Raw genomic sequence first — 25,471 nt, forward strand, 5'->3', positions numbered from 1 at the left:
AATTAAGTTAAGAATGCCCGGATGACTCACTGAATTTGAATACCCAAACTTGTGAGTAAGGAGGTCGTCAGTGTTCCCGTACTACTTAACCTGTTATCACTCTGATAGCGTTTTATCTGGGCGCGGGTTTTCGGGCCAATCTTGCCATCGATAATACCTACATCATAGCCTTTGGTGAACAGTGCTAATTGCACCCGCATGACCAGATCCATCATGGCGCTATCATTGGCTGTCAGCCGTCTGGCTGGTGAAGTGACTTCGAGAGGGGCCTGCAAGCTTTGGTTAAGGCTGTTTACACTGCTGCCATATGCTCGCGAAGGCACAGCGACAGGGGCCGAATAGGTCGAGGTGCCGTAGCCTGAGTAGTGAGAACGATGACTGGAGTGCGAGCGATGTGAACTGTGCGAGCGATGTGAACGGTGGCCTGCATAGAGGTTGTTCACATCCATGTTCAACGAGGCTTCCATGTTGGGCAAGTTGTCTAAGTTCAACTGATTGAAGGCGTCATCGGAGAGATGCGCTTCGCTAGCCGTGACCCCATGCCCACTTAGCACACCCAGACCCAGTACACCCCAACGCTGCAACGTGGACATTAGTTTTTTCATAACAAATTTATTACTCCAATATAAGAGTCATCATCAACACTACATAATGATTTAGTTAAAACACCCGACTTGTGATCAAGGTTCGACGCAAAGAAGCCACAGCAGACTGCCTTCGAAGCACAATCGTCACAACCTTGCGGGAATCCATTTTTCCAGTCGGAAATACTTTGCGCGGCAAAATCGCGCAAACTCAGCGGCAAGTGACAATGCGGAATATTGTAAAGGCAGTACTGCACATTATTCATTTTCAGGGTATTCATGGCAGAGCTTAACGCGGGCAAATGCTCAGCAATGGGAGAGTACACCGTAGCGTAATTTTGCTTGGCAAAGCCCGTAAATTCGATCCCCATAAGGGCAACAAAAGAGACAAACGATAAATTTCTGACAATAAACTCACACAGCGCTTCGATATTTCTGAGTACATCTTTCGTCAAGACGATCCGCAGTTCGATGGACTGTTCAATCGTTTTTAGGTGATAGAGGCCGTTGATGGTCTGATTGAATGCCCCGCGAGACTGCACATGGTAATCGTGATCGCGGGCCATTGCCCCATACAATGGGACACCCCATAGCACCCGCTCATGCCCAATCTGCTGAATCTCATCGATCAGCTCCCTATTACTCAGGTTTTTTCCATTGGTCAAAATATGAAGCTGGGTTTGCGGCAATTTCTGGTGGCAATGGGTCAGAATTTTCAAAAAATCCGCCCCTAACGTCGTCGGTTCACCGCCGCTGATCCCCAAAGTGCGCGGCTCATCGTCCAACAAATCAATGATGTCCAGTGCATCATTCACCCGCCACGCGTCATCCACATTTTTCGGCGGCTGCGAGCACATGATGCAGAAGTTATCGCACCGCTCTGTCAAGAACAGTGAGTTGGAGTCACTGCGCTGCTTGTAGGCGATATACACGGCATCCGTTAACGTCACAATGATGTCGCCATCGTCAAGGCGCTCACCTTCCTCGGTGACGTGAATGATTTGACCGTCAAAAAGCGGGGTTGCATGGTCATAAATGACAATAGCCCCCCACTTGATGGAAAGCAGGGCTTCGCCTCTATATTGCCCGTCGGGGTAGATCAGGCATAACTCGTCCGGTGATCTTCCTGTGGCGATGTAGCTATCAACTGTCGTTACCCGCAACGGGCGGCGAGTTGTAGAGGGATAATGAATGACCGCTCTTAATTTCAGTTTGAAGCTCATCGCTCACTTACCCCTTGTGACCCATGAAGTGAATACATCCTTGTTCTCTTCAAGGAGGCTGAACAAGTGGCGATACAACGGTTTCTGCTTATTGCAGAAGTCATTCTTAGCCCTGTGTCCACCCAAGTCGCCAGTACGGGAATAGTTCTGGATGGGGTTGGCACCACAGTAGGGTAAATAGGCGCAATAGGCGCAAGCCGGAAGGGATTCGGCCACCCCGCTCATCAATATCTCACCCATCACATCCGACGAAATCAGCTCCACATAGGGCGCCTCTACTGAGCCCAAACAGAATTTGTTATCGCCCATGTCATAGAGCATTCGGGCTTCATCGGACGGGTATACATAGCTGTTGTAGTGATAGACCAGCACCCCGGTGCCATCGCCACAGGGCGAGCGCAGATCCACATAGCCCACCGCACGTCCGGTCAGCATGTTGTTCAGTGCCAAGGACGCCGTGACTTCATCTAGGTAGTAGCCTGCTTTATTGATATCGATGATGTATTGCAGGCTCTTTTGATAAAACGCGAAATACTCGGCAGAGGTATAGCTGACCTTGCTTTCCCTTTTGACGGCAAAGCCATACATGTTGAGCGGCCGCAAGAATATCGAATGGAAGCCATGCTTCACATATCATCTACGATCTCCTGGTGAAAAGGTAGACTGTCTTTGGTGATGGTGGTCATGGCGGCGATGGCCTCATCGCCAATGGCCTCTCTCACCTTTCGAATACCCGCAAGGGTACTTTGATAGCTATTACCACATGAGGATGGCCGATTTTTGTTGTGTAGCGCTTCTGGGCCATCCAGCGACGTTGAGATCTGAATACTGTGGAGCTTGATAAAATCCAGCATCTCATCGGTAATGTATTGCGGGCTAGTGGCAATGACAAACACGAGGCTCTTGCCATGCACACTGTTTTTTTCGTGAGCGTAGTCCACGATAAATTTAATTAAATCGAAGGCGAGCAAAGGCTCACCTCCCTGAAACTCAATGGTGATGCGCTGGTTGGGTGATTCGAACACCCGATCTACCGCATTTCTGGCCGTCTCTTGTGACATGTCGTGCTGTGACGATGTCACTGATTTGCGGCTCGCCTGACAATACTCGCAAGAATTTCCACAACGCAATGTGATCACAAAGATATGCAGTCCCGGCCCGCCACTGAGGAAAGATTTGCGCTGCCTGTATTTGGCTGATAAACAGCGCAGTGCATACGAATCCTCAGAACCTGCCAAGAAACTCTTTCGTTTTAACTCTTGATATAACTCAGTGTCAGTTGGCAGTTCGCCAGCCACCAATTCTTGCAATTCTCGATCCTGAATAAATGAAAATTCACCAACTGCATTGACGATGAGTACTTCATCTTGACTCAAGCGTTCAAAGTTAAAAGGAAACAGTGTATAGTCTTTATCTTTGTCAGCAAAATAGGCTTTATTCTTAAATTTATTTCGCATCAACCGGTTCGCTCCATGCTTCACGCAGCGCAGCACACACCAACGCCTCTTTCACTACCTTCGTTTTTTCCTCAATCACTACCCGCAACTCGTGGTCAATCAGCGCATTTTTAAATTCAGCCTCAAAGTCGCTGGCTATCGGAGTGGTATCCAATGCCGCAACAGTAATGAAATACATTCCACTTTTCATTTGAATTTCGAAATTAAAATTACCTGCAAACCCGTAACAAGTTCGCAATATGGCATCTTTACTGAAAAAAGGGTCGATAATTACGATCATGATTACACTCAGGAAATACATATGAGGAAAACAAAGAACTCTTCAACTATACCAAAAATGAGGTATCGAAGTGAATTTTCAAGTTAGGATTTTTTAGATTATCTAAGCTATGCTTGCGTTAGCTCAATGTTTAGGTGCAATGCCCACGACGGAACATCGCATACTTAGTGTTGTGAATGGCTGATGTTGTTACCATTATGTGTTGGTGAGTTGCTTTACCCCTTCATGTGCCTATCGTTGGCCCTCCTTCGGTACCCAGATTATCCTTTGGCACCATGCCGGTGCTTAGCCCGATAGGGAAATTTGAGTAATAACGCAAACTTTTGTATAAAGTATACCGCGCCCTTGATATATGAATGCTACTGATCTACTAACGACGGTCTAATAAATTCTTAATTTGTAATTTAATTACGTTTTATCAAACCAAGCATAAAAAAGGCCCTGCTATTGCAGGGCCTTTTAGTTTCCAACTTAAATGGTCGGTTTCCAACTTCAATGTCACGGTATCCAACTTAAATGGTCGTGATCATAAACGCCACTTACTTGGCGTAATCCTCGGTCGGGATACAGGCACAGAACAGGTTGCGATCGCCGTAGACGTCGTCGATACGGTTCACTGACGGCCACAACTTAGCGGCGCGCACGGCGTCGGACGGGAAGACCGCCTCGGCGCGGCTGTAGCCACGGGACCACTCTGCATCCATCACGTCATCCTGCGTGTGCGGCGCATGGACCAGCGGGTTGTCGGCGAGGCTCCACTGCCCCTCCTGCACCTTGGCAATCTCGGCGCGGATAGAAGTCATCGCCTCGACGAAGCGATCCAGTTCGCGCTTGGATTCCGACTCGGTCGGCTCGACCATCAGGGTGCCCGCTACCGGGAAGCTCATGGTCGGCGCGTGGAAGCCGTAGTCCATCAGCCGCTTGGCCACGTCCATCTCGCTGATGCCGGAAGCCTCCTTGAGCGGACGGATATCCAGAATGCACTCGTGGGCCACCCGACCGTTGCGGCCAGAGTAGAGCACCGGGAAGGATTCACCCAGCTTCTTGGCCAGATAGTTGGCGTTGAGGATAGCCACCTGAGTGGATCTCTTCAGCCCCTCGTCACCCAGCATGGCGATATACATCCAGCTGATGGGCAGGATGCTGGCCGAGCCGAACGGTGCCGCCGACACGGCGCCGTTGTCACGGCTCTCCTTGTCGGTCTTGACCACGGCGTGACCGGCCACGAACGGTGCCAGATGCTTCTTCACGCCGATGGGGCCCATGCCCGGGCCGCCACCGCCGTGAGGAATGGCGAAGGTCTTGTGCAGGTTGAGGTGAGAGACGTCTGCCCCGATAAAGCCCGGCGCAGTCAACCCGACTTGCGCGTTCATGTTGGCACCGTCCAGATAGACCTGACCACCGTGCTGGTGAACGATGTCGCACACCTCCTTGATGGTCTCCTCATACACCCCGTGGGTGGAGGGGTAGGTCACCATCAGGCAGGAGAGTTGCTCCCCCGCCTCGGCCGCCTTGGCCCGCAGGTCGTCGAGATCCACGTTGCCGGATTTGTCACAGGCGGTGACGATCACCTTGAGCCCCGCCATCTGGGCAGAGGCCGGGTTGGTGCCGTGGGCAGAAGCCGGAATGAGGCAGATGTCGCGATGCCCTTCGCCGCGGGACTCGTGATACTTCTTGATGGCCAAAAGGCCCGCGTACTCGCCCTGCGCACCTGAGTTGGGCTGCATACAGACCGCATCGTAGCCGGTCACCTTCACCAGCCAGTTTTCGAGGTCGGCCAGCAGCAGCTGGTAGCCCTTGGCCTGCGCCAGCGGAGCAAACGGGTGCAACTTGCCAAACTCGGGCCAGGTCACCGGGATCATCTCGGCAGTGGCGTTGAGCTTCATGGTGCAGGAGCCCAAGGAGATCATGGCGTAGTTGAGCGCCAGATCTTTGGCTTCGAGACGGTGGATGTAGCGCAGCATCTCGGTCTCGGAGTGGTACTTGTTGAACACCTCGTGGGTCAGCACGGCGTCGGTGCGCAGCAGATCCTGCGGGATGGCGTGATGGGCCTGCGCCGCCTTGTCGAGTGCCTCGATATCGAGCCCGTGACCTTGACCGAGGAAGAGATCGAACAGCTCGGCCACATCGCTACGTGTGGTGGTTTCAGAGAGGGAGACCCCTACCGCACCGTCGAGATCGGCGCGCAGGTTGATGCCCAGCCCTTCGGCCTTGGCAATGAGTGCTGCTTTATCTGCCGTCAGCACAGTCAGGGTATCGAACCAGCTGGCATGCTTGAGGGCGACCCCCTTGGCCTTGAGGCCAAGCGCCAGAATGGTAGTGAGACGGTGCACGCGGGAGGCGATGGTTTTCAGTCCCACCGGGCCGTGATAGACGGCGTAGAAGCTCGCCATGTTGGCCAGCAGCACCTGAGCGGTACAAATGTTGGAGTTGGCCTTCTCGCGGCGGATGTGCTGCTCGCGGGTCTGCATCGCCATGCGCAGCGCAGCCTTGCCACGGGCATCCTTGGATACGCCGATAATACGGCCCGGCATGGAGCGCTTGTAAGCATCGCGGGTGGCGAAGAAGGCGGCGTGGGGGCCACCGTAACCCATGGGTACGCCAAAGCGCTGGGCGGAGCCCAACACCACGTCGGCGCCCAGCTCGCCCGGGGATTTGAGCAGCAGCAGGGAGAGCAGATCGGCGCTGACGCAGGCCAGCCCTTTCTGGGCCTGTACCGCGGCAATCAGGGCGCGCAGATCTTTCACCTCACCTGTGGTGGTGGGGTACTGGAACAGGGCACCAAACACCTCTTCGCTCACTGCATCGATCGCGGCGCCAACCGCCACATCAAAACCGAAGTGAACCGCACGCTCCTTGACCACGTCGATCACCTGCGGGTGCACATCATCGGCCACGAAGAAGAGGTTGGATTTGGACTTGGCCATCCGCTTGGCCAGCGCCATCGCCTCGGCGGCGGCGGTCGCTTCATCCAGCAGGGAGGCACTCGCCAGATCCATGCCGGTGAGATCCAGCGTCAGCTGCTGGAAGTTGAGCAGGGCTTCGAGACGGCCCTGTGCCAGCTCGGGCTGATAGGGAGTGTAGGCGGTATACCAGCCCGGATTTTCCAGCACATTGCGCAAAATAACGTGGGGCACATGGGTATCGTGATAACCCATGCCGATGTAGCTCTTGGCAATCTTGTTCTGAGCGGCATAGCCCTTGAGCTTGGCCAGCGCCTCCACTTCGGTCATGCCGGCACCGATCCCCAGCGGACCCGGCAGGCGAATGGCGGCGGGCACGGTCTGGGCAATCAGATCGTCCAGGCTTTCGGCCCCGACGGTCGCCAGCAGCTGGCGCAGCTCTTCCTCGCCCGGGCCGATATGGCGGCGGACAAAATCGGTTTTTTGCTCAAGTTCAAACAGTGACTGGGTCATTTCCCTATTTCCTGATAAATAAGTCCTGGCATGACATCCTGATAACCAAGACCTGATGTTCCTGATCGTCGGCTGGTACCGACTCCACTCATGTTCTGGGTCCCGCAGACAGGGTACGGCACCGGATGCTGCGGCAGCATCAAGAGGGGATCGCCTTGTTGCGAACCGGCCCGTTTGCCCTGGCAAAAGCAGGCAAGAAAACGGCAGGCGCGGGCGACTTCACCCTTCCACCGGCCGGTGCTTGTCCGGCTGGCAGTCATACAAAGGGGCCCTGCTGTGTTGGCAGGGCCCGGGGGCATTACTCTTCGTCCACCACGTTCTGGTAGCCTTCGGCATCCAGCAGGTTGGCCAGCTCGCTCTCGTCATCGAGCTTGATGCGGAACAGCCAGCCAGCGCTGTAGGGGTCGGAGTTGACCAGCTCGGGGCTCCCTTCCAGCTCTTCGTTAACGGCAATGATCTCGCCGCTCACCGGGCTGTAGATGTCGGAGGCCGCCTTGACCGACTCGGCCACGGCGCAGTCGTCACCGGCACTGACCTGCTTGCCCACTTCCGGCAGCTCGACAAACACCATGTCACCCAGCAGCTCCTGGGCGTGCTCGGTGATACCGACCACGGCCTCGCCGTTGGCTTCAACACGGATCCACTCGTGGGAAGTGGCATATTTCAGTTCGCTCGGGATATGGCTCATTTGTGCTTCCTTTGATCTTTGAGTCGCGTTTAAAAACGAATATGAAAAGGGATGGGGGGGAGGCACTGCCCTCCCCCAAGACGGTATTAAACCAGCTTCTGGCCGTTACGGACGAAAGCGGGCTTGGTGACCTTCACGGTGACCAGCTTCTTGCGGATCTCCACCTCGGCCAGCTCACCGATATCGCGGGGCACCCGCGCCAGGGCAATACTGTAGCCCAGGGTGGGGGAGAAAGAGCCGGAGGTGATCACACCTTCCCGCTTCTCACCGTTTGCCGCGGTGAAGGTAACGGGCATACCGGCACGCAGCACCCCTTTCTCTTCCATCACCAGCCCCACCAGCTTGGGCTGGTTGCCCGCCGCTTTCTGCGCTTCCAGCACGTCACGGCCGATGAAATTGCGATCGCTCGGCTCCCAGGCGATGGTCCAGGCCATGTTGGCGGCGAGTGGAGAGATTGACTCGTCCATATCCTGACCGTAGAGGTTCATCCCCGCCTCCAGGCGCAGGGTATCGCGGGCACCGAGGCCGCACGGGGCCACACCGTTATCCAGCAGCGCTTGCCACAGCTCGCAGGCTTTCTCTTGCGGCACCACGATTTCATAACCATCCTCGCCGGTGTAGCCGGTGGTGGCGATAAAGAGATCGCCAGCCTGCACGCCGAAGAAGGGTTTCATCCCCACCACAGCAGTGCGCTGGGCGGCGCTCAGCACGGCAGCAGCCTTGACCTTGGCGTTGGGGCCCTGCACCGCAATCATCGCAAGCTCGGGACGCTCGGTCACTGTGATGTCGAAATCGATGGCGTGATGGCGGATCCAGGCCAGATCCTTCTCGCGGGTAGCGGAGTTGACCACCAGTCGGTAAAACGTATCGCCAAGATAATAGGTGATGAGGTCATCGATCACGCCGCCTTCCGGATTGAGCATGCCGCTGTAGAGGGCCTTGCCGGGGGCAGTGAGTTTGGCCACGTCGTTGGCCAGCAGGTGTTGCAGAAAGGCTTTGACCCGTTCGCCGGTCAAATCGACGATGGTCATGTGGGAGACATCGAACATACCGGCATCGCTGCGCACCGCGTGGTGCTCTTCCAGCTGGGAGCCGTAGTTGATGGGCATTTCCCAACCGTGGAAGTCCACCATCTTGGCGCCGGCTTCCAGGTGTTTGGGATGCAGTACAGTAGTCTGGATCATCGCATTCTTTCCTTAGCAAAAAGCCTTTTCGCTTTGGCGACCACCCTTGCGACCCGCGCCACCGCTCTGACTGCACTGCGTGCAACAAAAAGCGACCGGATCCAAAAGTGTGTGCTCGCTCCTGCCCTTGCCAGGCAAGAGGGATTCCTTGAACGGAGCGGATTATATGACAAGCAGGCGAGCGTGCCGCTCAAAAAAAACTAATCCCCTCCCGTAAAACTGACTCCAGACACTAAGATAAATGCAGTGATAAAAACAGCCATAAGCCGACTCAGGCGAGATTAAATTTTGATTTTTACCGTTTCGTCACAATTTGCAGAAAAACGTTTCGCTCCAGAGCAAAATTAAAGGCTGACACCCAAAACGGGTCGTCAGCCTTGTCGGATTACTTTTGTTGTCAAAAACGGCGAGTAATATTAGTTTTTTTCACCCTTGGCCTGCATGGCACTGCCCTTGGTCGCAGCAACGACCCAGTCAGGACGGGCCAATGCGGGCAACTCTCCCTCCAGCCCCATGGCGGCGCGGATCATCCCCTCCTTGAAGGGCGTCAGCAGATTGGCCGCGCGCAATCCCACGCCCCGCACCAGCTTCTTGAACGGGTTGGCCCCGCTGAACAGCCGCTTGAGCCCCTCCATCGCAGCCAGCATGCGAGCCGCTTCGCTCTTGCGCCAGCGCTCGTAGCTGCGCAGGTTGGCGAGCAGGCCGATATCCTCACCCGCGGCATGATTTTGCAAGATCTGCTCCGCCAGCGCGGCAGCATCCAGCAGGCCAAGGTTGACCCCCTGCCCCGCCAGCGGGTGGATGGTGTGGGCGGCATCTCCCACCAGCACCAGCCGCTCGCGGGCAAAGTCGCGAGCATAGCGGGCGGTAAGCGGAATCGCGCTGCGCTGCCCCTCCACCTTGCACAGACCGAGCCGGGCATCGAAGGCGGCGGTGAGCTGGCGATTGAACTGCTCGTCATCGCAGGCACAGAGCGCCTCGGCACGAGCCGCAGGCAGCGACCAGACGATGGAGCAGAGGTTCTCTTGCCACAGTGGCAGGAAGGCGAGCGGACCATCCGGGGTGAAGATCTGGCGAGCAACAGCTTCATGGGGTTCGGCGCAGCGCACCGTCGCCACCAGGGCGTGGTGGCCATAATCCCAGCTGGTAAGCGGGATATCAGCCTGACGGCGCACCCAGGAGTGGGCGCCATCGGCAGCCACCACCAGTTTGGCCGAGATGGCCTGACCATCTTCAAGGAGCAGCAGGGCGCCCGCCGGGCCGCTCTGCAGGCTCTTGGCTCTGGCGGGGGTGAGCAACTGGATATTGCTGGCACCATCAATCGCCTCAAGCAGCGCCAGCTGGATCACCCGATTCTCGACGATATGGCCGAGGTTGGCCTGACGCAGGCTGGCGGCATCGAAGTCGATATGGCCGAAACTGTCCTGCTCCCACACCGCCATCTTGTCGTAGGCCTGCAGGCGGCGCGCTTCAATGCCGTCCCAGGCGCCGACATGGCGCAGGATCTGCTGGCTGGCCAGACTCAGGGCGCTGACCCGATTATCGGCCACCTCCCCCAGCTGCGGGTCGGGCAGTTGCCCCTCCACCACCAGTACCTTGAGGGCGCTATGTTTCAAGGCCGCAGCGAGCCCAAGCCCTACCATGCCGCCACCGACAATCACCACATCCACATTTTGCATCTGCATCATCTCATCCTTTCAGGGCTGACCGGCTGGCCAGCGAGGGGACGCCCGCAGGCATCACCTCTTTATTCAATAGGTTTTGATCAACGAATGGCGGTCACCATCTTCCGGTCAACAGGTTCCACTCAACAAGTGCTGGCTAGTTGCCGCACACATCAGCGACAAAGCCCAGGGTGCGCGAGGCAAGCGGCGCCTTTAGGCACGGGAATCGCCCCATCAGGGTGAGCGCCAGATTGCGCCCCGCCACCAGCGGATCGTGACCATTGGAGAAGATCTGGGCCAGCGAAGAGGTGAGCCAGACGGTCTGCTCCTGATCCTGCTTGCGCTGCTGCCAGTAGCCACTCAGTACCTGGAAGCTGCCGATATCCTCCCCCTCTGCCAACGCCTTGGCTACGGCGCCGGTAAGCAGGTCGAGATCCCGCATCCCGAGGTTGAAGCCCTGTCCGGCAATCGGGTGCAGGGCGTGGGCGGCATTACCGACCAGCACGGTGCGCTGGGCCAGCGGGTAGTCGCAGGCGGTCAGAATGAGCGGATAGACGTTACGCACGCCGCATCGCTCGAAGCGACCAAGCCGCCAGCCAAAGGCCTGCTGCAGACGGGCAAGAAATGCCGCCTCATCGAGGGCCATCAGCTCATCCACCTCATGCTGCCCGACGCTCCATACCAGCGAGGAGAGCCCATCCTGCATCGGCAACAGGGCCAGCGGCCCCCCTTCGGTAAAACGCTCGAAGGCGCGTCCCTCAGGGTCTTGCGCCGTTTTGACCGTGGCGATGATGGCGTGCTGCTCAAAGTCGTGGCGGGTCACCGGCAACTTGAAGTGCTGACGCACAAAGGAGTTGCCGCCGTCTGCTGCCACCAGCAGGCGGGTCTCAATCTGTTCACCGCTCTCGAGGGTGAGGGTCACCTTCTCCTCATCGGGCGCAATCTCGCTCACCCGGGCCGGACAACAGACCCGGATATTGGGAGAGGCCGCCATCGCCCGTTGCAGCTCATGACCGGCAGCGGCAAGCTCGATCACCTGGCCCAGAGCGGGCAGACCGTATTCGGCCGCCGACAGGCGAGCCTGCCCGAAGTGGCCCCGATCCGAGACATGAATCTGGGTAATGGGAGCGCAATGGGGGGCAAATAGCGGCCAGAGTCCGCGTCGCAACAGTGCATCACAGGTACCGGCCGAGAGCGCAATGGCGCGGGTGTCGAACCCTGAATGGGTTTGCTGTTCGGGGACGCTTGCCTCCAGCAGCAGGATCTCGAGGGGGGAGCCATCGGATCGGAGCAGGGCCGCCAGCGAGAGGGCCAGCACGGCACCGCTCATTCCACCGCCGACCAGGGTGACATCGACCTGTCGCACATCAGATTGAGACATAAGCAGAGAGGAAGAAGTGAAAAAGGTGGCCTCATGCTATCACAAAGCCGCTGGCCGAATGCGAGGTCACCGGCAAAAAACCGGTTATGCCTCACAGGGTTAGCCACCACAAGGGAATAAAAAAGAGCGCCATCAGGCGCTCTTGCAGATTCAGTAAGGGTCGCGTTGACCCGCACCTCAATGAAGGGTCGGCGGCGCGCTCGGGGTATCGGGGCGCTTGCCAAACTCTTCGAAGGCCATCATGACCCCCAGCTTGACGTGTTCGTAGAGCACCAGGAAGGAGGCTTCGTTCTCGTCATCTTCCTGATCGAACTCGGCAGAGACCTGAGTGATGCTGGCGATATCCTGGATCATCTCCTGCAACTCTTCCGACGCACGCGACAGCTCCTGCTGCACCACGCCGAAACCGGCCAGAAACGCCTGGGACCAGTCAACCAGCGCATCGATCCGCTCATCGAGGGGGGCATCATCGCTTGGCAACAGCAGTTCAACCCCTTTTTGAGCCATCAGGCTCTCGACCACATTGTGATAAAGATCGGTCATCACCTGGCGCACCGGGGCCGGCAGGCCGAAACCGTCGTTCACCAGATCGTTGAAATGGGGCAGCCAACTCTTGTCGTCCAGTGCTACGCCGCCACACACCAGACCGCAGATCACACCATGGGCTTCTACTGCGCTGGCCATCAGCTCATGCTGTTCCATGATGTCGGCCACTGCCGCATATTTAAGGGGGTTCGTTTTGCTCATCGAGGATCCGCTCAAAGTTCAGTCAAATTTGCAGAATTAATGGTCAGGATCCTAGCATTCTCCCTCTTGCAGAGCCAGCAAGGCCTTGAAACTTATGCATCTGCGCTATATAGTCCCGCCCAGTTGTCCACGTGGATAAAGGCGGAAATCAGCTCCGCCGTATTGAGGAAGGCATGAGCACAGAGGCCGTAGAAATCGTCATTTTGGGACGTCCCTACAAGGTATCCTGTCCCTTGGGACAGCAGGATGCCCTGCGCCAGGCCGCCGAGCAGCTGACCGACAAGTTGATCGACCTGCGTCAACGCTCCAAAGTCTCCAGCAACGAGCAATTGGCTATCATGGCGGCGCTCAATTTCTGTCATGAGCTCTGCCTTGAAAAAGAGAAGAACCACCAATACTCTGAGACCATGGACAAGCGGATCAAGATGCTGCAGCGCACCATCGAAGCGGCCCTGATCGAGCACGGACAATATGGTGATTCCAGCGAAGAGGGGCAACAGCCCTAATCGCAAACCGTTTTAAAATTCCCTGGGATGTTTGTCAGCCGGTTCAAGTCCCCGAGCCGATATTCATACCAAACAGGGGATCTGCCTTCTGGCTATTGCGCATGCTCGGCACGACCGAGAAGCCTGCGGTCAGATCCGATCCCCGCCTTGAACCGACGGTTCAAGGGCCCAAACCGGCAACGGCATCTCGGGGTACCAACAGCAAAAGCCCGTCACCAGCGTGACGGGCTTTTTCTTTTCCTGATGATCAACGAACCCTACCCCTTTCAGAGCTGAAAAAATGCCCCGGATGAAAAGATCACCCGGGGCATCACCGCATTCACTGTGCAGGCTGTGTTAAGGCAGCCAGTCACATTAGCGCTTTTATTTGACCAGCAACAGATTCTCCTGCTGGCGGGAGGCTGTCACCAGAACCGGGATGGACTTGGAGGTGGGGGTAAACGAGCCGGCGCCGATACTGTCGATGGGCACCAGCGGGTTGGTCTCAGGGTAATAAGCCGCGATGTTGCCACGCGGGATCTCGTAGATCACCACCACAAAACCTGTCACGCTGCGCTCGCGCCCATCGTTGCAGATGGCCGCCATGTCAACCCGATCCCCTTCGGCAAAGCCAAGCTGGCGAGCATCCGCCTCGTTCATGAACACCACGTTGCGCTGGCCCTTGATGCCGCGATAGCGGTCATCCATGCCGTAGATAGTAGTGTTGTACTGATCGTGAGAGCGCAGGCTCTGCAGCAGCAGTACCGGCTGATCCGCCATCTGTTCGGCATGGCGAGTACACTCCGGCAGCACCGATTGCGGCAGGGTGCTGGCACGAAACTCGGCGCTGCCACTGGGGGTATTCCACGTCAGTTGCGCGGCTGAGTTATCGAGATGAAAACCGCAAGGCTGCTGGATGCGGGTATTGAAATCGGCAAAACCGGCGATGGTCTGCTCGATAAGATCACGGATACGGGCATAGTCATCGCGCAGAGCCAGCCAGTCGACCCGCTCGCTGCCCACGGTGGCATGAGCCATCCGCGCGACTATGTCGGTCTCGGAGAGGCAGAGCGGCGATACCGGCTCGGCTGCGCCGGTCGAGGCGTGCACCATGCTGAAGGTGTCCTCTACCGTGATCTTCTGGTTGCCGCTGCGCTGGATATCGAGCTCGGTACGGCCAAGGCAGGGCAGGATCAGCGCAGCCTTGCCCACCTGCAGATGGCTGCGGTTGAGCTTGGTGCTGATCTGCACGTTGAGCTCGGCCTTTTTCATCGCCCCGTAGGTGAAGTCGGTATCGGGCGCCGCTGCCGCCAGGTTGCCGCCCAAGCAGATGAGCACCTTGCTCTTGCCTTCGTCCAACGCCTTGAGCGCTTCGTACACGTTGTGGCCACGGACCCGCGGCAGGCTCACCTGCAGGTGACGCTCGAGCCGCTCGATAAAGGCAGCGGTCGGCTTTTCGTTGATCCCCATGGTGCGGTTACCCTGCACGTTGCTGTGACCCCGTACCGGACAGAGCCCCGCCCCCGGCTTGCCAATCTGGCCACGCATCAGGTGCAGGTTGACGATTTCGCGAATGGTATCAACCGAGTGAAGGTGCTGGGTCACCCCCATGGCCCAGCAGCTGATGATGCGCTGGCTGGCGGCAAAGACCCGGGCAGCCTGCACGATGTCGGCGCGGGGCAGGCCGGATTGCTGCTCGATCATGGCCCAGTCGGTGGCACGCACCTGCGCCTCGTACTCGGCAAAGTGGCGGGTGTGGCGGGCGATAAAGTCGCGCTCCACCGCCTCCGGCGCCTCTTCCAGGATGTACTTGGCCATGCCGCGGATGGCGGCCATGTCGCCACCCAGTTTCGGCGTCAGATATTGGTGGCTGATGGTGGTGGCCGCCGGGGTCAGCAGTTCAAGCGGGCTCTGCGGGCTGGCGAAGCGCTCGAGGGCCACCTCTTTCAAGTTGTTGAAGCTGACGATCTTGCAGCCGCCGCGCGCTGCCTGGCGCAGGGCATTCATCATGCGCGGGTGGTTGGTACCCGGATTCTGGCCATAGACGAACACCGCATCGGCCCGGTCGAAGTCATCGAGCACCACAGTCCCCTTGCCGATACCGACCGACTGGATCAGCGCTACCCCGCTCGCCTCATGGCACATGTTGGAGCAGTCTGGGAAGTTGTTGGTGCCAAACAGGCGACCAAACAGCTGATAGAGGTAGGAAGCTTCGTTGCTGGCACGCCCCGAGGTGTAGAACTCCACCTCGTCCGGGCTATTCAGCCCCTTGAGGGTGCCGGCAATCAGGGCGAAGGCGTCGTCCCAGCTTACCGGCTCGTAGTGATCGGTCGCCGGGTTGTAGCGCATCGGCTCGGTCAGCCGCCCCTGATACTCGAGCCAGTAGTCGCTCTGGGTAGCCAGCTGGCGCACCGAGTGGGCGGCGAAAAACTCTGCCCCCACCGTCTTGCCGGTAGACTCCCATGCCACCGCCTTGGCGCCGTTCTCACAGAACTGGAAGGTGCCGTGGTCGTTGTCACCCCAGGCACAGCCCGGGCAATCGAAGCCGTCGGTCTGGTTGACCCGCAGCAGGTTCTTGATGTTCTGACGGGTCTTCTGGCTGCGCAGCACCTGTTTCATGGTGGATTGCAGGGACGAAAAACCGCCGGCTTTGGCGGGCTTTTCAATATGACTCATGGCACTCTCCGATGGGATCCGCCGGGCGATAGCTGGAATAGCTGACCGGGGCATCAAACTTGGGAATATGAACGACGTTGAGGTTGTATTTGAGGGCCAACCTGACCGCCAGCTGGCTGGGCGATGCCAGACAGATAAGATGACGGGCGCCGAAGTGGACGGCTTTTTGCACCAGCTCACTGCCACAGCGGCTGGTCACCACCAGGGTGTCGCACGCACTTTGCTGACGCAGCAGCAGGCCGATCAGCTTGTCGAGGGCATTATGGCGCCCGATATCTTCCCGGCAGTGGAGGATCTGCCCCTGCTCATCCAGCGCCAGTGCCGCATGCAGGGCGCCGGAGTGTTGCCCCTTGAGCTGCCAGCGGGCGATCTGCGCACGCAGTCCGGCTAGCAAAGCGCTATCAAGGGGTGGGGTGAGCGGCAGCGTTGGCAAGGGAGGAAACGCCTGCTCGACGGCCTCCACACCGCAGATGCCGCAGCCGGTGGCGCCGGTCAGGCTACGCCGACGCAGCTGGAGCTGCGCCAGGCAGCGGTTGGCGATGGTAACATCCAGCACAAAGCCATGTTCGGCGGGGTATACCCGGATATCGTGCACATCGTGGTTGTGCCGGATGATCGACTCGCAGAACAGAAATCCGACCGCAAAATCATCGAGATCGTCCGGGGTCGCCATCATGACCGCATGGTTGATGCCATTGATGTTGATGGCGACGGCTACCTCTTCCACCAGATGATCCAGTGACGGCAAGTTGGCGGGGGTTGCGACGGGAGAATGGGCAGACATGCAGGTTGGCCTAAAAATGCAAACTGCATTCAAGTTTAGAGAGGCGACTGACGCAAAACCAATGAAATAAATCTATATCCTGATAGAGTTGTTCTATCAAAGATGTTTTTTCAATTGATTAATTCTTCAATAGCCGGTTCCACTGCCTCCACTACAACCAGATGAACATCAAGCAACTTCACTACTTTCACGAGCTGGCCAAACACCGGCATTTTGCCAAAGCGGCCAAAGCCTGCCACATCACCCAACCCACTCTCTCGGCCAGCATTACCGCGCTGGAAAAGAGTGTTGGCACCGATCTGGTAGTACGCACCAGCCAGTTTGTCGCCCTGACAGAGGCGGGCGAGCTGGTGCGCCAATATGCCGAACGGATGTTGCTGGAACAGGAGGCGCTCAAGCAGGAGCTGGCCCTGTTCCAGGGCGAACTCTCCGGCACCCTGCGTATCGGCATCGTGCCCCAGTCCAATCTCGACATCATGCCGTTTATCGCCCGCTGCAAGCAGCGCTATCCCGACATCGTCATTCGCCTGTCGGTGCTCAGCAACGAAGCCCTGCTATCACAGCTGGAGCTGCATCAGTGCGATATCGGGCTGGGATTTGATGAACCGGTTGGCGGATCTGGCCGGCGCGCCTTTCATGTCTACCCGCAAGGCGCCAACCAGATGGCGGTGCTGATGAACCGTGACGAAGCGGATCAATACCCGCACAGCGGCGATATTGCGCTTGCTGAACTGCAGCAACAACCGTTGGTGCTGCCCAGCCGCACCATGCAATTTCGTCAGTATCTGGATCGCGCCGCCGAGCAGGCGGGGACCTCGCTTAACGTGGTACTGGAGACCGACTCGTTGTTCCATCTGGTCAGCGCCGTACGCCACCGGCTGGGCTGGGCCATCGTCAGCGCCGGCCTCGCCCGCTCAGCCAGCAAACTCTCGGACCTCGTTTGCCTGCCACTCGCTCCGCTGGAGAATATCGGCCATACCGCCTTTCTGACCCGCCAGCAAAGCATCACCCCCGCCATGCGCGCCTTTCTTGAACTGGTGGCAGAAGGTGAACCGGCAAACGCGCCTTGACACAGGCCGAGCAGTAGACCGCATTAGGTTCTGGCAAAGAAAAAGCCCGCCAGAAGGCGGGCTTTCAGAGAGCAAGCGCGGGCATCAAATCGCCATCTGCTCGTGCGGCGAGCCGTGGTGGCGCAGCCAGACAAAACTCAGCGCCACGATCAGCACCATCAGGGTCATGATGGTCCCCAGAGTCACCTGACCGGTCATCGGGAAACCGGCCGCCAGCAGGGTCACCACACCGGCACCCAGATTCTGCATACCGCCGAGAATGGCCCCCGCGGTGCCGGCCTGCCCTGGGAAGGGCTCGATGGCACAGGAAGTGGCGGTCGGGTAGAGAATGCCGCTACCGATGAAGTAGACGGCCGCACCACCGACCAGCGAGGCGGCACTCACCACCCCGAACAGCCCCGGTACCAGAATGATGAGGGAGCCGAGCGCCAGAAAGGCGATGCCAAGACGCATCAGTTTGCCCTGAGTCAAACGGAAGCTCAGCTTGGCAGAGAGCCAGGCCCCGAACAGATAGCCGGGCAGCGGCAGCACGAACAGCACGCTCACGGTACGGGCGCTCAGTTTCAGCACATCGCCGAGCAGCACACCGGCCGCCGCTTCAAATACCGCGAGTCCCGCAAAGGTCGCCATGAGGCAGAGCAGGTTGCCCTGAAACTTGGGGTTGCCCAGCACATGGCGATAGGCAGCACCGACGCGCAGTGGCTGACGGGCAGCAGCAGGCAGGGTCTCGCCAAACCAGGCCATGATCGCCAGGGTGGCTACGGCACCAAAACCGAACAGGAACCAGTAACCGGCGCGCCAGTTGAACAGCTCGGTCAGCCAGCCACCCAGCACTGGCGCCAGCAGCGGGGAGAAGATCACCCCCATGCTCACCAGACTGTTGGCGCGGTTGAGCTCGGCGCCATTGTAGCGATCGCGCATCACGGTGCGGCTCATGGCGCCACCGGCACCGGTACCCAGCCCCTGAACAAAGCTGCCCACCAGCAGGGCGGCAAAATGGGGGATGACCTGAATGATCAGGGTGCCCACCAGAAACACCATCATGCCGACGATCAGCACCGGACGACGACCGATGCGATCCGACAGCGGTCCGTAGACAAACTGGGAGAGGCCATAGGGGATCAGGTAACAGGCCATCACCGCCTGCAGCTGGCCCGAGGCCACATTGAAGTCCCCCGCCATCATGGGAATGGAGGGGACATAGAGGGTCTGGGTCATCTGGCCCACAGCGACCATCAGAATGGTCAGTAAAAACAACGGATAAAAACTGTGCCGATCCATATCAGTCCCAAAAAATCGAAAAAATGCTGCCGCCCTCTGGCACAAAATGGCCCAGAGGAATCTGATCACAGAGGCTGTGATGCAATCAAAAACAGTGTTGGAAACAGTAGGCGGGGAGCCCGCCAGACCACCGCACAGGACGCTTGGTGGTATGGGGGCATCATAGTGATTCAGCTCACAGAAAACGAACGAATCTTTATAATCGGCTTGCCTTAGTTTTTCTAATACTACGGGGCAATACGCCCCGTCAGCAGTTAAAAATCAACGTGTTACCATCTGCTGCGCCTGCTTGATCAGCTCATCGGGCTGCTCCTTGCGTGGCGGTATGGTGATCCCCTTCTGGCAGGCAGGTTTCTGTGCCATGCGATCCATCCAGGCTTGCAGATGGGGCAATCCCTCGATGGAGATGCCACTCCAGTCATAAATACGCACCCAGGGCCAGGTGGCAATGTCGGCGATGCTGTACTCGTCCGCCAGATATTCATGATGGGCCAGATGGCTGTCGAGCACCTCGAACAGGCGGCGCCCCTCCTTCTGGTAGCGTTCGATAGCGGCGGGGATCTTCTCGGGGAAGTAGCGATAGAAGACGTTGGCCTGCCCCATCATGGGCCCTACCCCACCCATCTGGAACATCAACCACTGGATGGCCTGAGAGCGGCGTTTGGGATCAGCGGGCAGCAACTTGCCTGCTTTCTCCGCCAGATAGATGAGGATGGCCCCCGACTCGAATACGGCGAAATCGTCGTTATCCCGATCGACGATAGCCGGAATACGGCCATTTGGGTTGATGGCGAGAAACTCGGGCTTCTTCTGATCCAGCGCCGAAAGATCGAGAGGAATGACCCGATAGGGCAAACCCAGCTCTTCGAGGGCGATCGCCACTTTGAAACCATTGGGGGTCGCGGCAGTGTAAAAGTCGATCATGATTCACTCCTTGTTGGTCATAGCCAGATTGCACGGTTGGAACAGGGTGCAACACCATAGCCGCCTCATCTTGCAACAAGTGACCGGCTCCAGACCATTAAAAAGCGGCGCACCGTAGGCCAAACAAGGCCACGGTGCGCCGCTGGTGCTCTCTGGCAATAGTAGATATTAGTTAATCACGGCGACCGGCTTGCGCTGGCGCAGCATGATCAGGCGGGAAAGCAGCGGGAAGTAGGACTCCAGCTTGCGCAACAGCACCCGGCTGCAGGCAGGCTCGGCCAGCTCCGACTCATCCAGCAGGATGCCGTTTGAGACAAAATAGAAACGGGGGTCACGCACATCCGTGCCCGCAGACCGTCAGCTCCTTGTCTCCCTTGCGGATCAACAGCGGCAATACCGGCAAACCGATCGTCTCATCCTCTCCCCGGGCAAATCCGGCATCCTGCCAGGGCGCATCGCCGTCGATCAGTAGGATCGCCGCCTCCGTCTTGGCCGGTTGCCACTGGGCCAGGGGGGTCACGGTGATGTGGGCAAAGTGATCACCATACTCGGGTGACGATCGTAAAATGGCCAGCAGTCCCTCGCTGGCAGTAGACACATTTTGACTCACTAATGACAAATTCATGGTTCACATCCCTATGCTCATGACAGCCTGTATCCGGCTGCTGGGATAAGACTAGCGCAGATCTGGTCTATATTGGAGCCGTCAAATCTGGCAGTGGTAATCAATTGGTCGTAGGGGGATAACAGTTGCCATCGCACAAAATACTGGTATCATACCGCGTCCTTTTATCCCCCGTTCTTTAACATCCAGTGGTGAACCTATGCATCCGATGCTGAATATCGCCGTGCGCGCTGCGCGCAACGCCGGTCAAGTTGTAGTAAAAGCCTTCTCCCAGCCCGAGAACATTGAGGCTATCCAAAAAGGCAGCAATGACTTCGTGACCAACGTTGACCGTGAAGCCGAAGCGGCCATCATTCACACCATCAAAAAATCTTACCCGGAGCACAGCATTGTTGCTGAAGAGTCTGGTGAGATTGCCGGTACCAATCCGGACTACCAATGGATCATTGACCCACTGGATGGCACGACCAACCTTGTCAAAGGCATTCCGCACTTTGCCGTTTCCATCGCCCTGCGTGTGAAAGGCAAAACCGAACAAGCCGTTGTTTACGATCCCATCCGTGACGAACTGTTTACTGCTACCCGTGGTAGCGGCGCCCAGCTAAACGGCTACCGTATCCGTGTAGGGAAAGCCAAAGAGCTGGCTGGCACCGTACTGGCCACAGGTTTCCCCTATAAGCAAAAGCACCACATCGAGTCCTACCTGAAGATGTTCCAGAGCATGTTCATCGAATGTGCCGACATCCGTCGCTCCGGCTCTGCCGCACTGGATCTGGCCTACGTGGCTGCCGGTCGCGTCGACGGTTTCTGGGAAATCGGCCTGAAACCCTGGGACACCGCGGCCGGTGAACTGCTGGCCAAAGAAGCTGGCGCCATCGTCACCGACTTCGTAGGTGGTCACAACTACGAAAACTCCGGCAACATCGTGGTTGCCAACCCGCGCGTCCTGAAAGAGATGCTGGGCAAGATCCGTGAAGAGCTGCCGGAGTCCTTGGCGAAATAAGCCAGCCTTCGAGCAGACAGATAACAAAACCGGCGCAAGCCGGTTTTCTTGTATCTGTTATCCGAACACCAAGGCAGACATCTACAGCTGATTTAAAAGAGTTCGCGATGCATCCCCACTTGCCACTCAACATCCACTTCAGCCATTTGCAGACAACCCCTCTTGCCCCCCGCCTTTGGCTACCGATAAGAGTTCCCATGTGTTTGCCTAGATAAACTCTTTCCAGATTTTCAGATAGCGGCAATCGCCTTGCAGGCATGGACAAGGGGCGGCCAAGTGGATGTAATGCCACCATCCACTTTGCACACCTTGAGGTCATGCCATGGACCATCTCTCAGCTCTTCCTCCGTTATCCTGGTCACAGCAACTGCGCAGCCAGATGCAAAGCCGCCCGCTCACTGCTCTCGGCCTCTTTATCGCGCTGGCTGCCGTCTTGTTGCTGCTGTTGCAGAGTCTCATCATGCTCGCTACCGGCGAGGTGACCAGCGGCGTGCGCTATGGCCTTGTCGGTGGTGCCGCCGGGTTTGCCGCCACCGCCATCGGCGCCCTGCCCGCCCTGTTTCTGCGCTCGGTGCCGCAAAAGGTAGAGGACACCATGCTGGGCTTTGCCGCCGGCATGATGCTGGCGGCCAGTGCCTTCTCCCTGCTGTTGCCGGGGCTGGAGGCCGCCGAGGGGATCACCGGCAACGGCTTTAGCGCCGCCGCCGTGGTGGTGGTCGGCATGACCCTCGGGGTGCTGTTGATGCTGGGACTGGATCAGTTCACCCCCCACGAGCATGACAAGACCGGCCCCTGCGGTCCCGGCCACGAGAGCTGCTCCCGGGTCTGGCTGTTCGTCTTTGCCATCGCCCTGCACAACCTGCCGGAGGGGATGGCTATCGGGGTGAGCTTCTCGCAGGGGGATATGTCGGTGGGGCTGCCGCTCACCACCGCCATCGCGCTGCAGGATATTCCCGAAGGACTGGCGGTGGCGCTAGCCATGTGCGCCGCCGGTTTTCGCCCCTCTGTCGCCGTGCTGGTTGCCATCGCCAGCGGCCTGCTCGAACCGGTTGGCGCCCTGCTCGGAGTGGGGCTTTCCAGCGGCCTTGCCATCGCCTACCCCATCGGACTTGGGCTCGCCGCCGGCGCCATGCTGTTTGTAGTCTCGCACGAGGTTATCCCGGAGACTCACCGCAACGGTCACCAGACCTATGCCACCCTCGGCCTGATGGCGGGCTTTGCCCTGATGATGACCCTCGATACCGCGCTCGGCTAAAGACACTAGCCCCTCTCTCATCAATGCTTTTTGTCACCTGCGGCGCTCCCATATGGAGCGCTGCACTTCATCTCACCTTTCGCTCGTGCCTCTCGGCGCCGACGCCATCTTTTGTTATGATCTACAGCAACTTAAATTCAGCCACACGGCTATCAAGACGAGGTCAGCAATGAAAGTAGGTATTATCGGCGCCATGGAGCAAGAAGTGGCCCTGCTGCGCAGCCAGATGAGCAACCCCACCACCCTACAACTGGGCGGCTGCGAGTTCTATCAAGGGATGCTGGCAGGCAAAGAGGTGATCCTGACCCGCTCCGGTATCGGTAAGGTCGCCGCCAGCGTGGCCACCAGCCTGCTGCTGGAAAAATTTGCCCCCGACTGCGTCATCAATACCGGCTCTGCAGGCGGTTTTGCCCAGGATCTGCACATCGGTGATGTGGTGATCGCCAGCGAGATGCGTTTCCACGATGTAGACGTGACAGCCTTTGGTTACGAGATGGGCCAGATGGCACAGCAACCTGCCGCCTTCCCCTGCGACGAGAAACTCATCGCGGTCGCTCAGGATTGCATCGCCGAGCAGGGCAAGCACCAGACCAAGGTTGGCCTTATCTGCACCGGCGATCAGTTCATGTGCAAACCGGACGCCATCGCCAAGGCTCGCGCCGACTTCCCGCAGATGCTGGCGGTCGAGATGGAAGGTGCCGCCATCGGTCAGGTGTGCCACATGTTCAAAGTGCCCTATCTGGTGGTGCGCGCCATGTCCGATATCGCCGGCAAGGAACAGGTTGAATCCTTCGATGCCTTCATCGAAGTGGCCGGCAAGCACTCCGCCGAAGTGATTATCAAGATGCTCGGCAAACTGTGATCGAGACCGGCTCGCTTGATTTGATGGCCGACGCCCTCCTCTCGACGACGGCGGCCATTCTGGTGGGGGCGGCCCTACTGGAGGCGGTGATCCCGTGGCCATCCCATCTGCGTCTTTCGGCCGTCACGCCCCTGCTGACCCGGCTTGGGCACAAGGTACACAGACCCGATGGTTCACCCGGCCAGCAAATGCAGGCCGGCCTGCTGGCAATGCTGGTAGTCTGGCTCCCCTGCGCCGCCGGGCTCTGGTCGCTGCGCAATCTGGCCCTGAGCGAGCCAGTCTTCGACCTGCTGTTCCTGCTGCTGATGCTCGAATCCCGCCCGCTGCGCGAACTCGCCCATGCCACCCGCTCGCTCGCCACCCAGGAGACCCTGCCGCTGGCGAGATTGCAGGCGACACCCTGGCTCAAGCGGGAGACTGGCAAACTCTCGGCCATGGGGCTCGCCAAAGCGGTGACGGAGAGCTGCGCACTGCGTCTAGTCGGCCAATGGGCTGGCCCGCTGCTGGGATTTGCCCTGGCTGGCGTACAGGGCGCCCTGCTCTGGCGGCTGGTGCAGCTGATGAACCTGAGCTGGAGTCGCAAAGATCCCGCCTTCGACCACTTTGGTCGCGCCGCCAGCGCCCTCTATCAGGGGCTCAATGCCTCCGTCATTTTGCTGCTGGGGCTGCCACTGCTGGCAAGCCGTCTCAAACAGGCCGCACAGCTGCTGCGCAGTGGCGCGCGCTGGCCCTATCCCGCCATGGGAATGCTGCTCACTCTGCTGGTAGACAAGTGCCGGATCCGCCTTGGTGGCCCTCGCTACTATCAGGGAGCACTCCAGCGCTGGCCCGTCATCGGCACTGGTGCTGAGCCAGATAGCGAGACACCGCGCAAGGTGCTCAACATTCTGCAAGGGTGCGGCTGGGGCTGGTTGATACTGGCGCTGGTTGTCACGGTAGCGGGGTTATTTCATGGGTAGAGTGTTGCGCTTGCCTGTCTGGCTGCCCTGCGTGCTGCTTGCCTGGTTGCCCGGTGTTCTGTTTGCCGCGACTCCGAGCCGGGTGGTGAGCGTGGTACCCCATCTTACCGAACTGCTTTACGATATCGGTGCCGGTGACAAGCTGGTGGCCATCGATGATGCCTCCGACTATCCCGCAGAAGTGAAAAACAAGCCCAAGGTGGCGAATTATCGCAGCATCAACGTCGAGGCTGTGCTGGCGCAAAAGCCGGATCTCATTCTCGGCTGGCGCTCGGCCCAGTCACGTATGCTGGCACCGCTGGAGCAGCTGGGTATCCCGGTTTTCTACTCTGAGCCTACCGATTTTGCCTCGCTGGCGACCGAAATGCGGGCTCTCGGCAAATTGCTGGGAGTGGAAACGAGTGCCAACGAAGCCGCCGATCGCTATCTGGCACGTCTGCATGAGCTACAACAGCGCTATGGCCAACCAACCGGCGTCAAGGTGTTCTACCAGCTCTGGTACCCACCGCTCACCAGCGTGAGCAGCAACGCCTGGCCTGCTCAGGCCATCGAACTTTGCGGCGGGATCAACATCATGGCGAATGCCAAGACCCCCTACCCTCAAGTGGACATGGAACAGGTGATCAGAGCCAACCCATCGCTGATCCTGGCAGGGAGTCAAGATCCTGACGCTCTGCGTCACTGGCTGAAGTGGCCTAATCTCGACGCGGTGCAGCATCAGCGACTCGATTTGATCAACTCAGATGAACTGCACCGCTTCACCCCGAGAGCCCTCAATGCGGTGGAGCAGGTTTGCCGAGCCATTGCCCAACGCAGCAACAAATAGCCAAAAAACAGCCATTCAGATCACGCCTTCCAATTTACGTCTGCAAATGGCATAAAAAGTGCTTTAGAATTCCATAGATACCAATCTTCATCATGGG

The 25,471-nt window shown here is 58.3% G+C and carries 23 protein-coding genes, 1 other RNA gene and 1 pseudogene; 9 read left to right on the top strand and 16 right to left on the bottom strand.

The genetic code is table 11. From position 1 onward, the window contains the following. Positions 1–26: 26 nt before the first annotated feature. From hxsA to gcvT, 8 genes are all read right to left on the bottom strand, one after another. A complete protein-coding gene (hxsA, locus tag ACTG2W_RS04520) occupies positions 27–605 on the bottom strand; it encodes a His-Xaa-Ser repeat protein HxsA (protein WP_011899282.1) in 579 nt (192 codons plus the stop codon). Beyond that, positions 602–1,807 (bottom strand): His-Xaa-Ser system radical SAM maturase HxsC, encoded by a 1,206-nt coding sequence (gene hxsC, locus ACTG2W_RS04525; protein WP_011899283.1) that lies wholly within the window; start codon positions 1,805–1,807, stop codon positions 602–604. The genes hxsA and hxsC overlap by 4 nt, the downstream gene beginning before the upstream one ends. Before the next feature lie 3 nt (positions 1,808–1,810). Next, the gene (locus ACTG2W_RS04530) at positions 1,811–2,437 is read right to left on the bottom strand and encodes a hypothetical protein (RefSeq protein WP_440016069.1); all 627 of its coding nucleotides are present in this window, start codon (positions 2,435–2,437) and stop codon (positions 1,811–1,813) included. Next, the gene (locus ACTG2W_RS04535) at positions 2,434–3,264 is read right to left on the bottom strand and encodes a radical SAM protein (protein WP_440016070.1); all 831 of its coding nucleotides are present in this window, start codon (positions 3,262–3,264) and stop codon (positions 2,434–2,436) included. Before ACTG2W_RS04535 ends, ACTG2W_RS04530 begins: the two co-directional genes overlap by 4 nt. Further along, positions 3,254–3,544: a His-Xaa-Ser system protein HxsD gene (gene hxsD / locus ACTG2W_RS04540; protein ID WP_157868080.1), complete on the bottom strand. Its 291-nt coding sequence runs from the start codon at positions 3,542–3,544 to the stop codon at positions 3,254–3,256. Before hxsD ends, ACTG2W_RS04535 begins: the two co-directional genes overlap by 11 nt. Before the next feature lie 539 nt (positions 3,545–4,083). Continuing rightward, entirely contained in the window at positions 4,084–6,960 is a 2,877-nt protein-coding gene (gcvP, locus tag ACTG2W_RS04545) for an aminomethyl-transferring glycine dehydrogenase (protein WP_106843003.1), read from the bottom strand. Positions 6,961–7,258: 298 nt separating this feature from the next. Continuing rightward, entirely contained in the window at positions 7,259–7,648 is a 390-nt protein-coding gene (gene gcvH, locus ACTG2W_RS04550; protein WP_005333898.1) for a glycine cleavage system protein GcvH, read from the bottom strand. An 86-nt stretch (positions 7,649–7,734) separates the two neighbouring features. Then, a complete protein-coding gene (gene gcvT / locus ACTG2W_RS04555; protein ID WP_005352980.1) occupies positions 7,735–8,832 on the bottom strand; it encodes a glycine cleavage system aminomethyltransferase GcvT in 1,098 nt (365 codons plus the stop codon). On the opposite strand from gcvT, the gene ACTG2W_RS04560 reads away from it, so the two are divergent. Then, positions 8,809–9,036: a hypothetical protein gene (locus ACTG2W_RS04560; protein WP_041915404.1), complete on the top strand. Its 228-nt coding sequence runs from the start codon at positions 8,809–8,811 to the stop codon at positions 9,034–9,036. The genes gcvT and ACTG2W_RS04560 overlap by 24 nt on opposite strands. Positions 9,037–9,248: 212 nt before the next feature. Here the strand turns inward: ACTG2W_RS04560 and ACTG2W_RS04565 are convergent, their stop codons facing one another. The 3 genes from ACTG2W_RS04565 to ACTG2W_RS04575 all read right to left on the bottom strand — a co-directional run bounded on the left by ACTG2W_RS04565 (position 9,249) and on the right by ACTG2W_RS04575 (position 12,624). After that, positions 9,249–10,517: an FAD-dependent 2-octaprenylphenol hydroxylase gene (locus ACTG2W_RS04565; RefSeq protein ID WP_106843004.1), complete on the bottom strand. Its 1,269-nt coding sequence runs from the start codon at positions 10,515–10,517 to the stop codon at positions 9,249–9,251. 136 nt (positions 10,518–10,653) lie between these two features. Then, positions 10,654–11,877 (bottom strand): 2-octaprenyl-6-methoxyphenyl hydroxylase, encoded by a 1,224-nt coding sequence (gene ubiH, locus ACTG2W_RS04570; protein WP_106843005.1) that lies wholly within the window; start codon positions 11,875–11,877, stop codon positions 10,654–10,656. Positions 11,878–12,054: 177 nt separating this feature from the next. Next, complete coding sequence (locus ACTG2W_RS04575; protein ID WP_106843006.1) at positions 12,055–12,624, bottom strand: UPF0149 family protein; 570 nt, start codon at positions 12,622–12,624, stop codon at positions 12,055–12,057. Positions 12,625–12,797: 173 nt separating this feature from the next. Between ACTG2W_RS04575 and zapA the strand changes: the two genes are divergently transcribed. Together zapA and ssrS are read left to right on the top strand one after the other, a co-directional pair. Next, the gene (gene zapA / locus ACTG2W_RS04580; protein ID WP_005333910.1) at positions 12,798–13,130 is read left to right on the top strand and encodes a cell division protein ZapA; all 333 of its coding nucleotides are present in this window, start codon (positions 12,798–12,800) and stop codon (positions 13,128–13,130) included. A 16-nt stretch (positions 13,131–13,146) separates the two neighbouring features. Next, positions 13,147–13,328: non-coding RNA, 6S RNA (gene ssrS, locus ACTG2W_RS04585), on the top strand. A gap of 165 nt (positions 13,329–13,493) precedes the next feature. Here ssrS and ACTG2W_RS04590 read toward each other — a convergent pair. Both ACTG2W_RS04590 and fdhD read right to left on the bottom strand, forming a co-directional pair. Continuing rightward, positions 13,494–15,785 carry an FdhF/YdeP family oxidoreductase gene (locus ACTG2W_RS04590; protein ID WP_106843007.1) on the bottom strand — a complete coding sequence of 764 codons (2,292 nt, stop codon included), beginning with the start codon at positions 15,783–15,785 and terminating at the stop codon, positions 13,494–13,496. Further along, the gene (fdhD, locus tag ACTG2W_RS04595; RefSeq protein WP_162516180.1) at positions 15,772–16,569 is read right to left on the bottom strand and encodes a formate dehydrogenase accessory sulfurtransferase FdhD; all 798 of its coding nucleotides are present in this window, start codon (positions 16,567–16,569) and stop codon (positions 15,772–15,774) included. The genes ACTG2W_RS04590 and fdhD overlap by 14 nt, the downstream gene beginning before the upstream one ends. Before the next feature lie 161 nt (positions 16,570–16,730). On the opposite strand from fdhD, the gene ACTG2W_RS04600 reads away from it, so the two are divergent. Beyond that, positions 16,731–17,639, top strand: coding sequence for a LysR family transcriptional regulator (locus tag ACTG2W_RS04600; protein ID WP_106843009.1), 909 nt, complete (start codon positions 16,731–16,733; stop codon positions 17,637–17,639). Positions 17,640–17,723: 84 nt separating this feature from the next. Here the strand turns inward: ACTG2W_RS04600 and emrD are convergent, their stop codons facing one another. The 3 genes and pseudogenes from emrD to ACTG2W_RS04615 form a co-directional block, all read right to left on the bottom strand. Further along, positions 17,724–18,920: a multidrug efflux MFS transporter EmrD gene (gene emrD / locus ACTG2W_RS04605; protein WP_106843010.1), complete on the bottom strand. Its 1,197-nt coding sequence runs from the start codon at positions 18,918–18,920 to the stop codon at positions 17,724–17,726. A 261-nt stretch (positions 18,921–19,181) separates the two neighbouring features. Further along, a complete protein-coding gene (locus tag ACTG2W_RS04610; RefSeq protein WP_058056648.1) occupies positions 19,182–19,844 on the bottom strand; it encodes a glutathione S-transferase family protein in 663 nt (220 codons plus the stop codon). A gap of 168 nt (positions 19,845–20,012) precedes the next feature. Next, positions 20,013–20,469 (bottom strand): annotated as a pseudogene (locus ACTG2W_RS04615) (hypothetical protein). 199 nt (positions 20,470–20,668) lie between these two features. Between ACTG2W_RS04615 and suhB the strand changes: the two are divergent. The 5 genes from suhB (at position 20,669) to ACTG2W_RS04640 (ending at position 25,374) form a co-directional block, all read left to right on the top strand. Next, positions 20,669–21,472, top strand: coding sequence for an inositol-1-monophosphatase (suhB, locus tag ACTG2W_RS04620; RefSeq protein WP_005352992.1), 804 nt, complete (start codon positions 20,669–20,671; stop codon positions 21,470–21,472). 322 nt (positions 21,473–21,794) lie between these two features. Continuing rightward, positions 21,795–22,727: a ZIP family metal transporter gene (locus ACTG2W_RS04625; RefSeq protein WP_047440409.1), complete on the top strand. Its 933-nt coding sequence runs from the start codon at positions 21,795–21,797 to the stop codon at positions 22,725–22,727. 169 nt (positions 22,728–22,896) lie between these two features. Then, positions 22,897–23,589: a 5'-methylthioadenosine/S-adenosylhomocysteine nucleosidase gene (mtnN, locus tag ACTG2W_RS04630; protein ID WP_040067225.1), complete on the top strand. Its 693-nt coding sequence runs from the start codon at positions 22,897–22,899 to the stop codon at positions 23,587–23,589. Beyond that, positions 23,586–24,548 carry a cobalamin biosynthesis protein CobD/CbiB gene (locus ACTG2W_RS04635; protein ID WP_106843012.1) on the top strand — a complete coding sequence of 321 codons (963 nt, stop codon included), beginning with the start codon at positions 23,586–23,588 and terminating at the stop codon, positions 24,546–24,548. Before mtnN ends, ACTG2W_RS04635 begins: the two co-directional genes overlap by 4 nt. Next, the gene (locus tag ACTG2W_RS04640; protein WP_167566355.1) at positions 24,541–25,374 is read left to right on the top strand and encodes a cobalamin-binding protein; all 834 of its coding nucleotides are present in this window, start codon (positions 24,541–24,543) and stop codon (positions 25,372–25,374) included. The genes ACTG2W_RS04635 and ACTG2W_RS04640 overlap by 8 nt, the downstream gene beginning before the upstream one ends. Positions 25,375–25,471 lie beyond the last annotated feature (97 nt).

This window comes from Aeromonas sp. 96A, from assembly GCF_051919165.1.
GTDB lineage: Bacteria > Pseudomonadota > Gammaproteobacteria > Enterobacterales > Aeromonadaceae > Aeromonas > Aeromonas veronii.

Bases quoted from the DNA above. Each gene is read 5' to 3' on its own strand.
- ACTG2W_RS04565 (WP_106843004.1), bottom strand. From the start codon at position 10,517: ATGCAGATGCAAAATGTGGATGTGGTGATTGTCGGTGGCGGCATGGTA.
- emrD (WP_106843010.1), bottom strand. From the start codon at position 18,920: ATGGATCGGCACAGTTTTTATCCGTTGTTTTTACTGACCATTCTGATG.
- suhB (WP_005352992.1), top strand. From the start codon at position 20,669: ATGCATCCGATGCTGAATATCGCCGTGCGCGCTGCGCGCAACGCCGGT.
- ACTG2W_RS04535 (WP_440016070.1), bottom strand. From the start codon at position 3,264: ATGCGAAATAAATTTAAGAATAAAGCCTATTTTGCTGACAAAGATAAA.
- ACTG2W_RS04600 (WP_106843009.1), top strand. From the start codon at position 16,731: ATGAACATCAAGCAACTTCACTACTTTCACGAGCTGGCCAAACACCGG.
- zapA (WP_005333910.1), top strand. From the start codon at position 12,798: ATGAGCACAGAGGCCGTAGAAATCGTCATTTTGGGACGTCCCTACAAG.
- ACTG2W_RS04590 (WP_106843007.1), bottom strand. From the start codon at position 15,785: ATGAGTCATATTGAAAAGCCCGCCAAAGCCGGCGGTTTTTCGTCCCTG.
- ACTG2W_RS04560 (WP_041915404.1), top strand. From the start codon at position 8,809: ATGCAGTACAGTAGTCTGGATCATCGCATTCTTTCCTTAGCAAAAAGC.
- ACTG2W_RS04625 (WP_047440409.1), top strand. From the start codon at position 21,795: ATGGACCATCTCTCAGCTCTTCCTCCGTTATCCTGGTCACAGCAACTG.
- ubiH (WP_106843005.1), bottom strand. From the start codon at position 11,877: ATGTCTCAATCTGATGTGCGACAGGTCGATGTCACCCTGGTCGGCGGT.
- ACTG2W_RS04610 (WP_058056648.1), bottom strand. From the start codon at position 19,844: ATGATCGACTTTTACACTGCCGCGACCCCCAATGGTTTCAAAGTGGCG.
- mtnN (WP_040067225.1), top strand. From the start codon at position 22,897: ATGAAAGTAGGTATTATCGGCGCCATGGAGCAAGAAGTGGCCCTGCTG.
- hxsA (WP_011899282.1), bottom strand. From the start codon at position 605: ATGAAAAAACTAATGTCCACGTTGCAGCGTTGGGGTGTACTGGGTCTG.
- ACTG2W_RS04640 (WP_167566355.1), top strand. From the start codon at position 24,541: ATGGGTAGAGTGTTGCGCTTGCCTGTCTGGCTGCCCTGCGTGCTGCTT.
- gcvT (WP_005352980.1), bottom strand. From the start codon at position 8,832: ATGATCCAGACTACTGTACTGCATCCCAAACACCTGGAAGCCGGCGCC.
- hxsC (WP_011899283.1), bottom strand. From the start codon at position 1,807: ATGAGCTTCAAACTGAAATTAAGAGCGGTCATTCATTATCCCTCTACA.
- hxsD (WP_157868080.1), bottom strand. From the start codon at position 3,544: ATGATCGTAATTATCGACCCTTTTTTCAGTAAAGATGCCATATTGCGA.
- gcvH (WP_005333898.1), bottom strand. From the start codon at position 7,648: ATGAGCCATATCCCGAGCGAACTGAAATATGCCACTTCCCACGAGTGG.
- ACTG2W_RS04575 (WP_106843006.1), bottom strand. From the start codon at position 12,624: ATGAGCAAAACGAACCCCCTTAAATATGCGGCAGTGGCCGACATCATG.
- fdhD (WP_162516180.1), bottom strand. From the start codon at position 16,569: ATGTCTGCCCATTCTCCCGTCGCAACCCCCGCCAACTTGCCGTCACTG.
- gcvP (WP_106843003.1), bottom strand. From the start codon at position 6,960: ATGACCCAGTCACTGTTTGAACTTGAGCAAAAAACCGATTTTGTCCGC.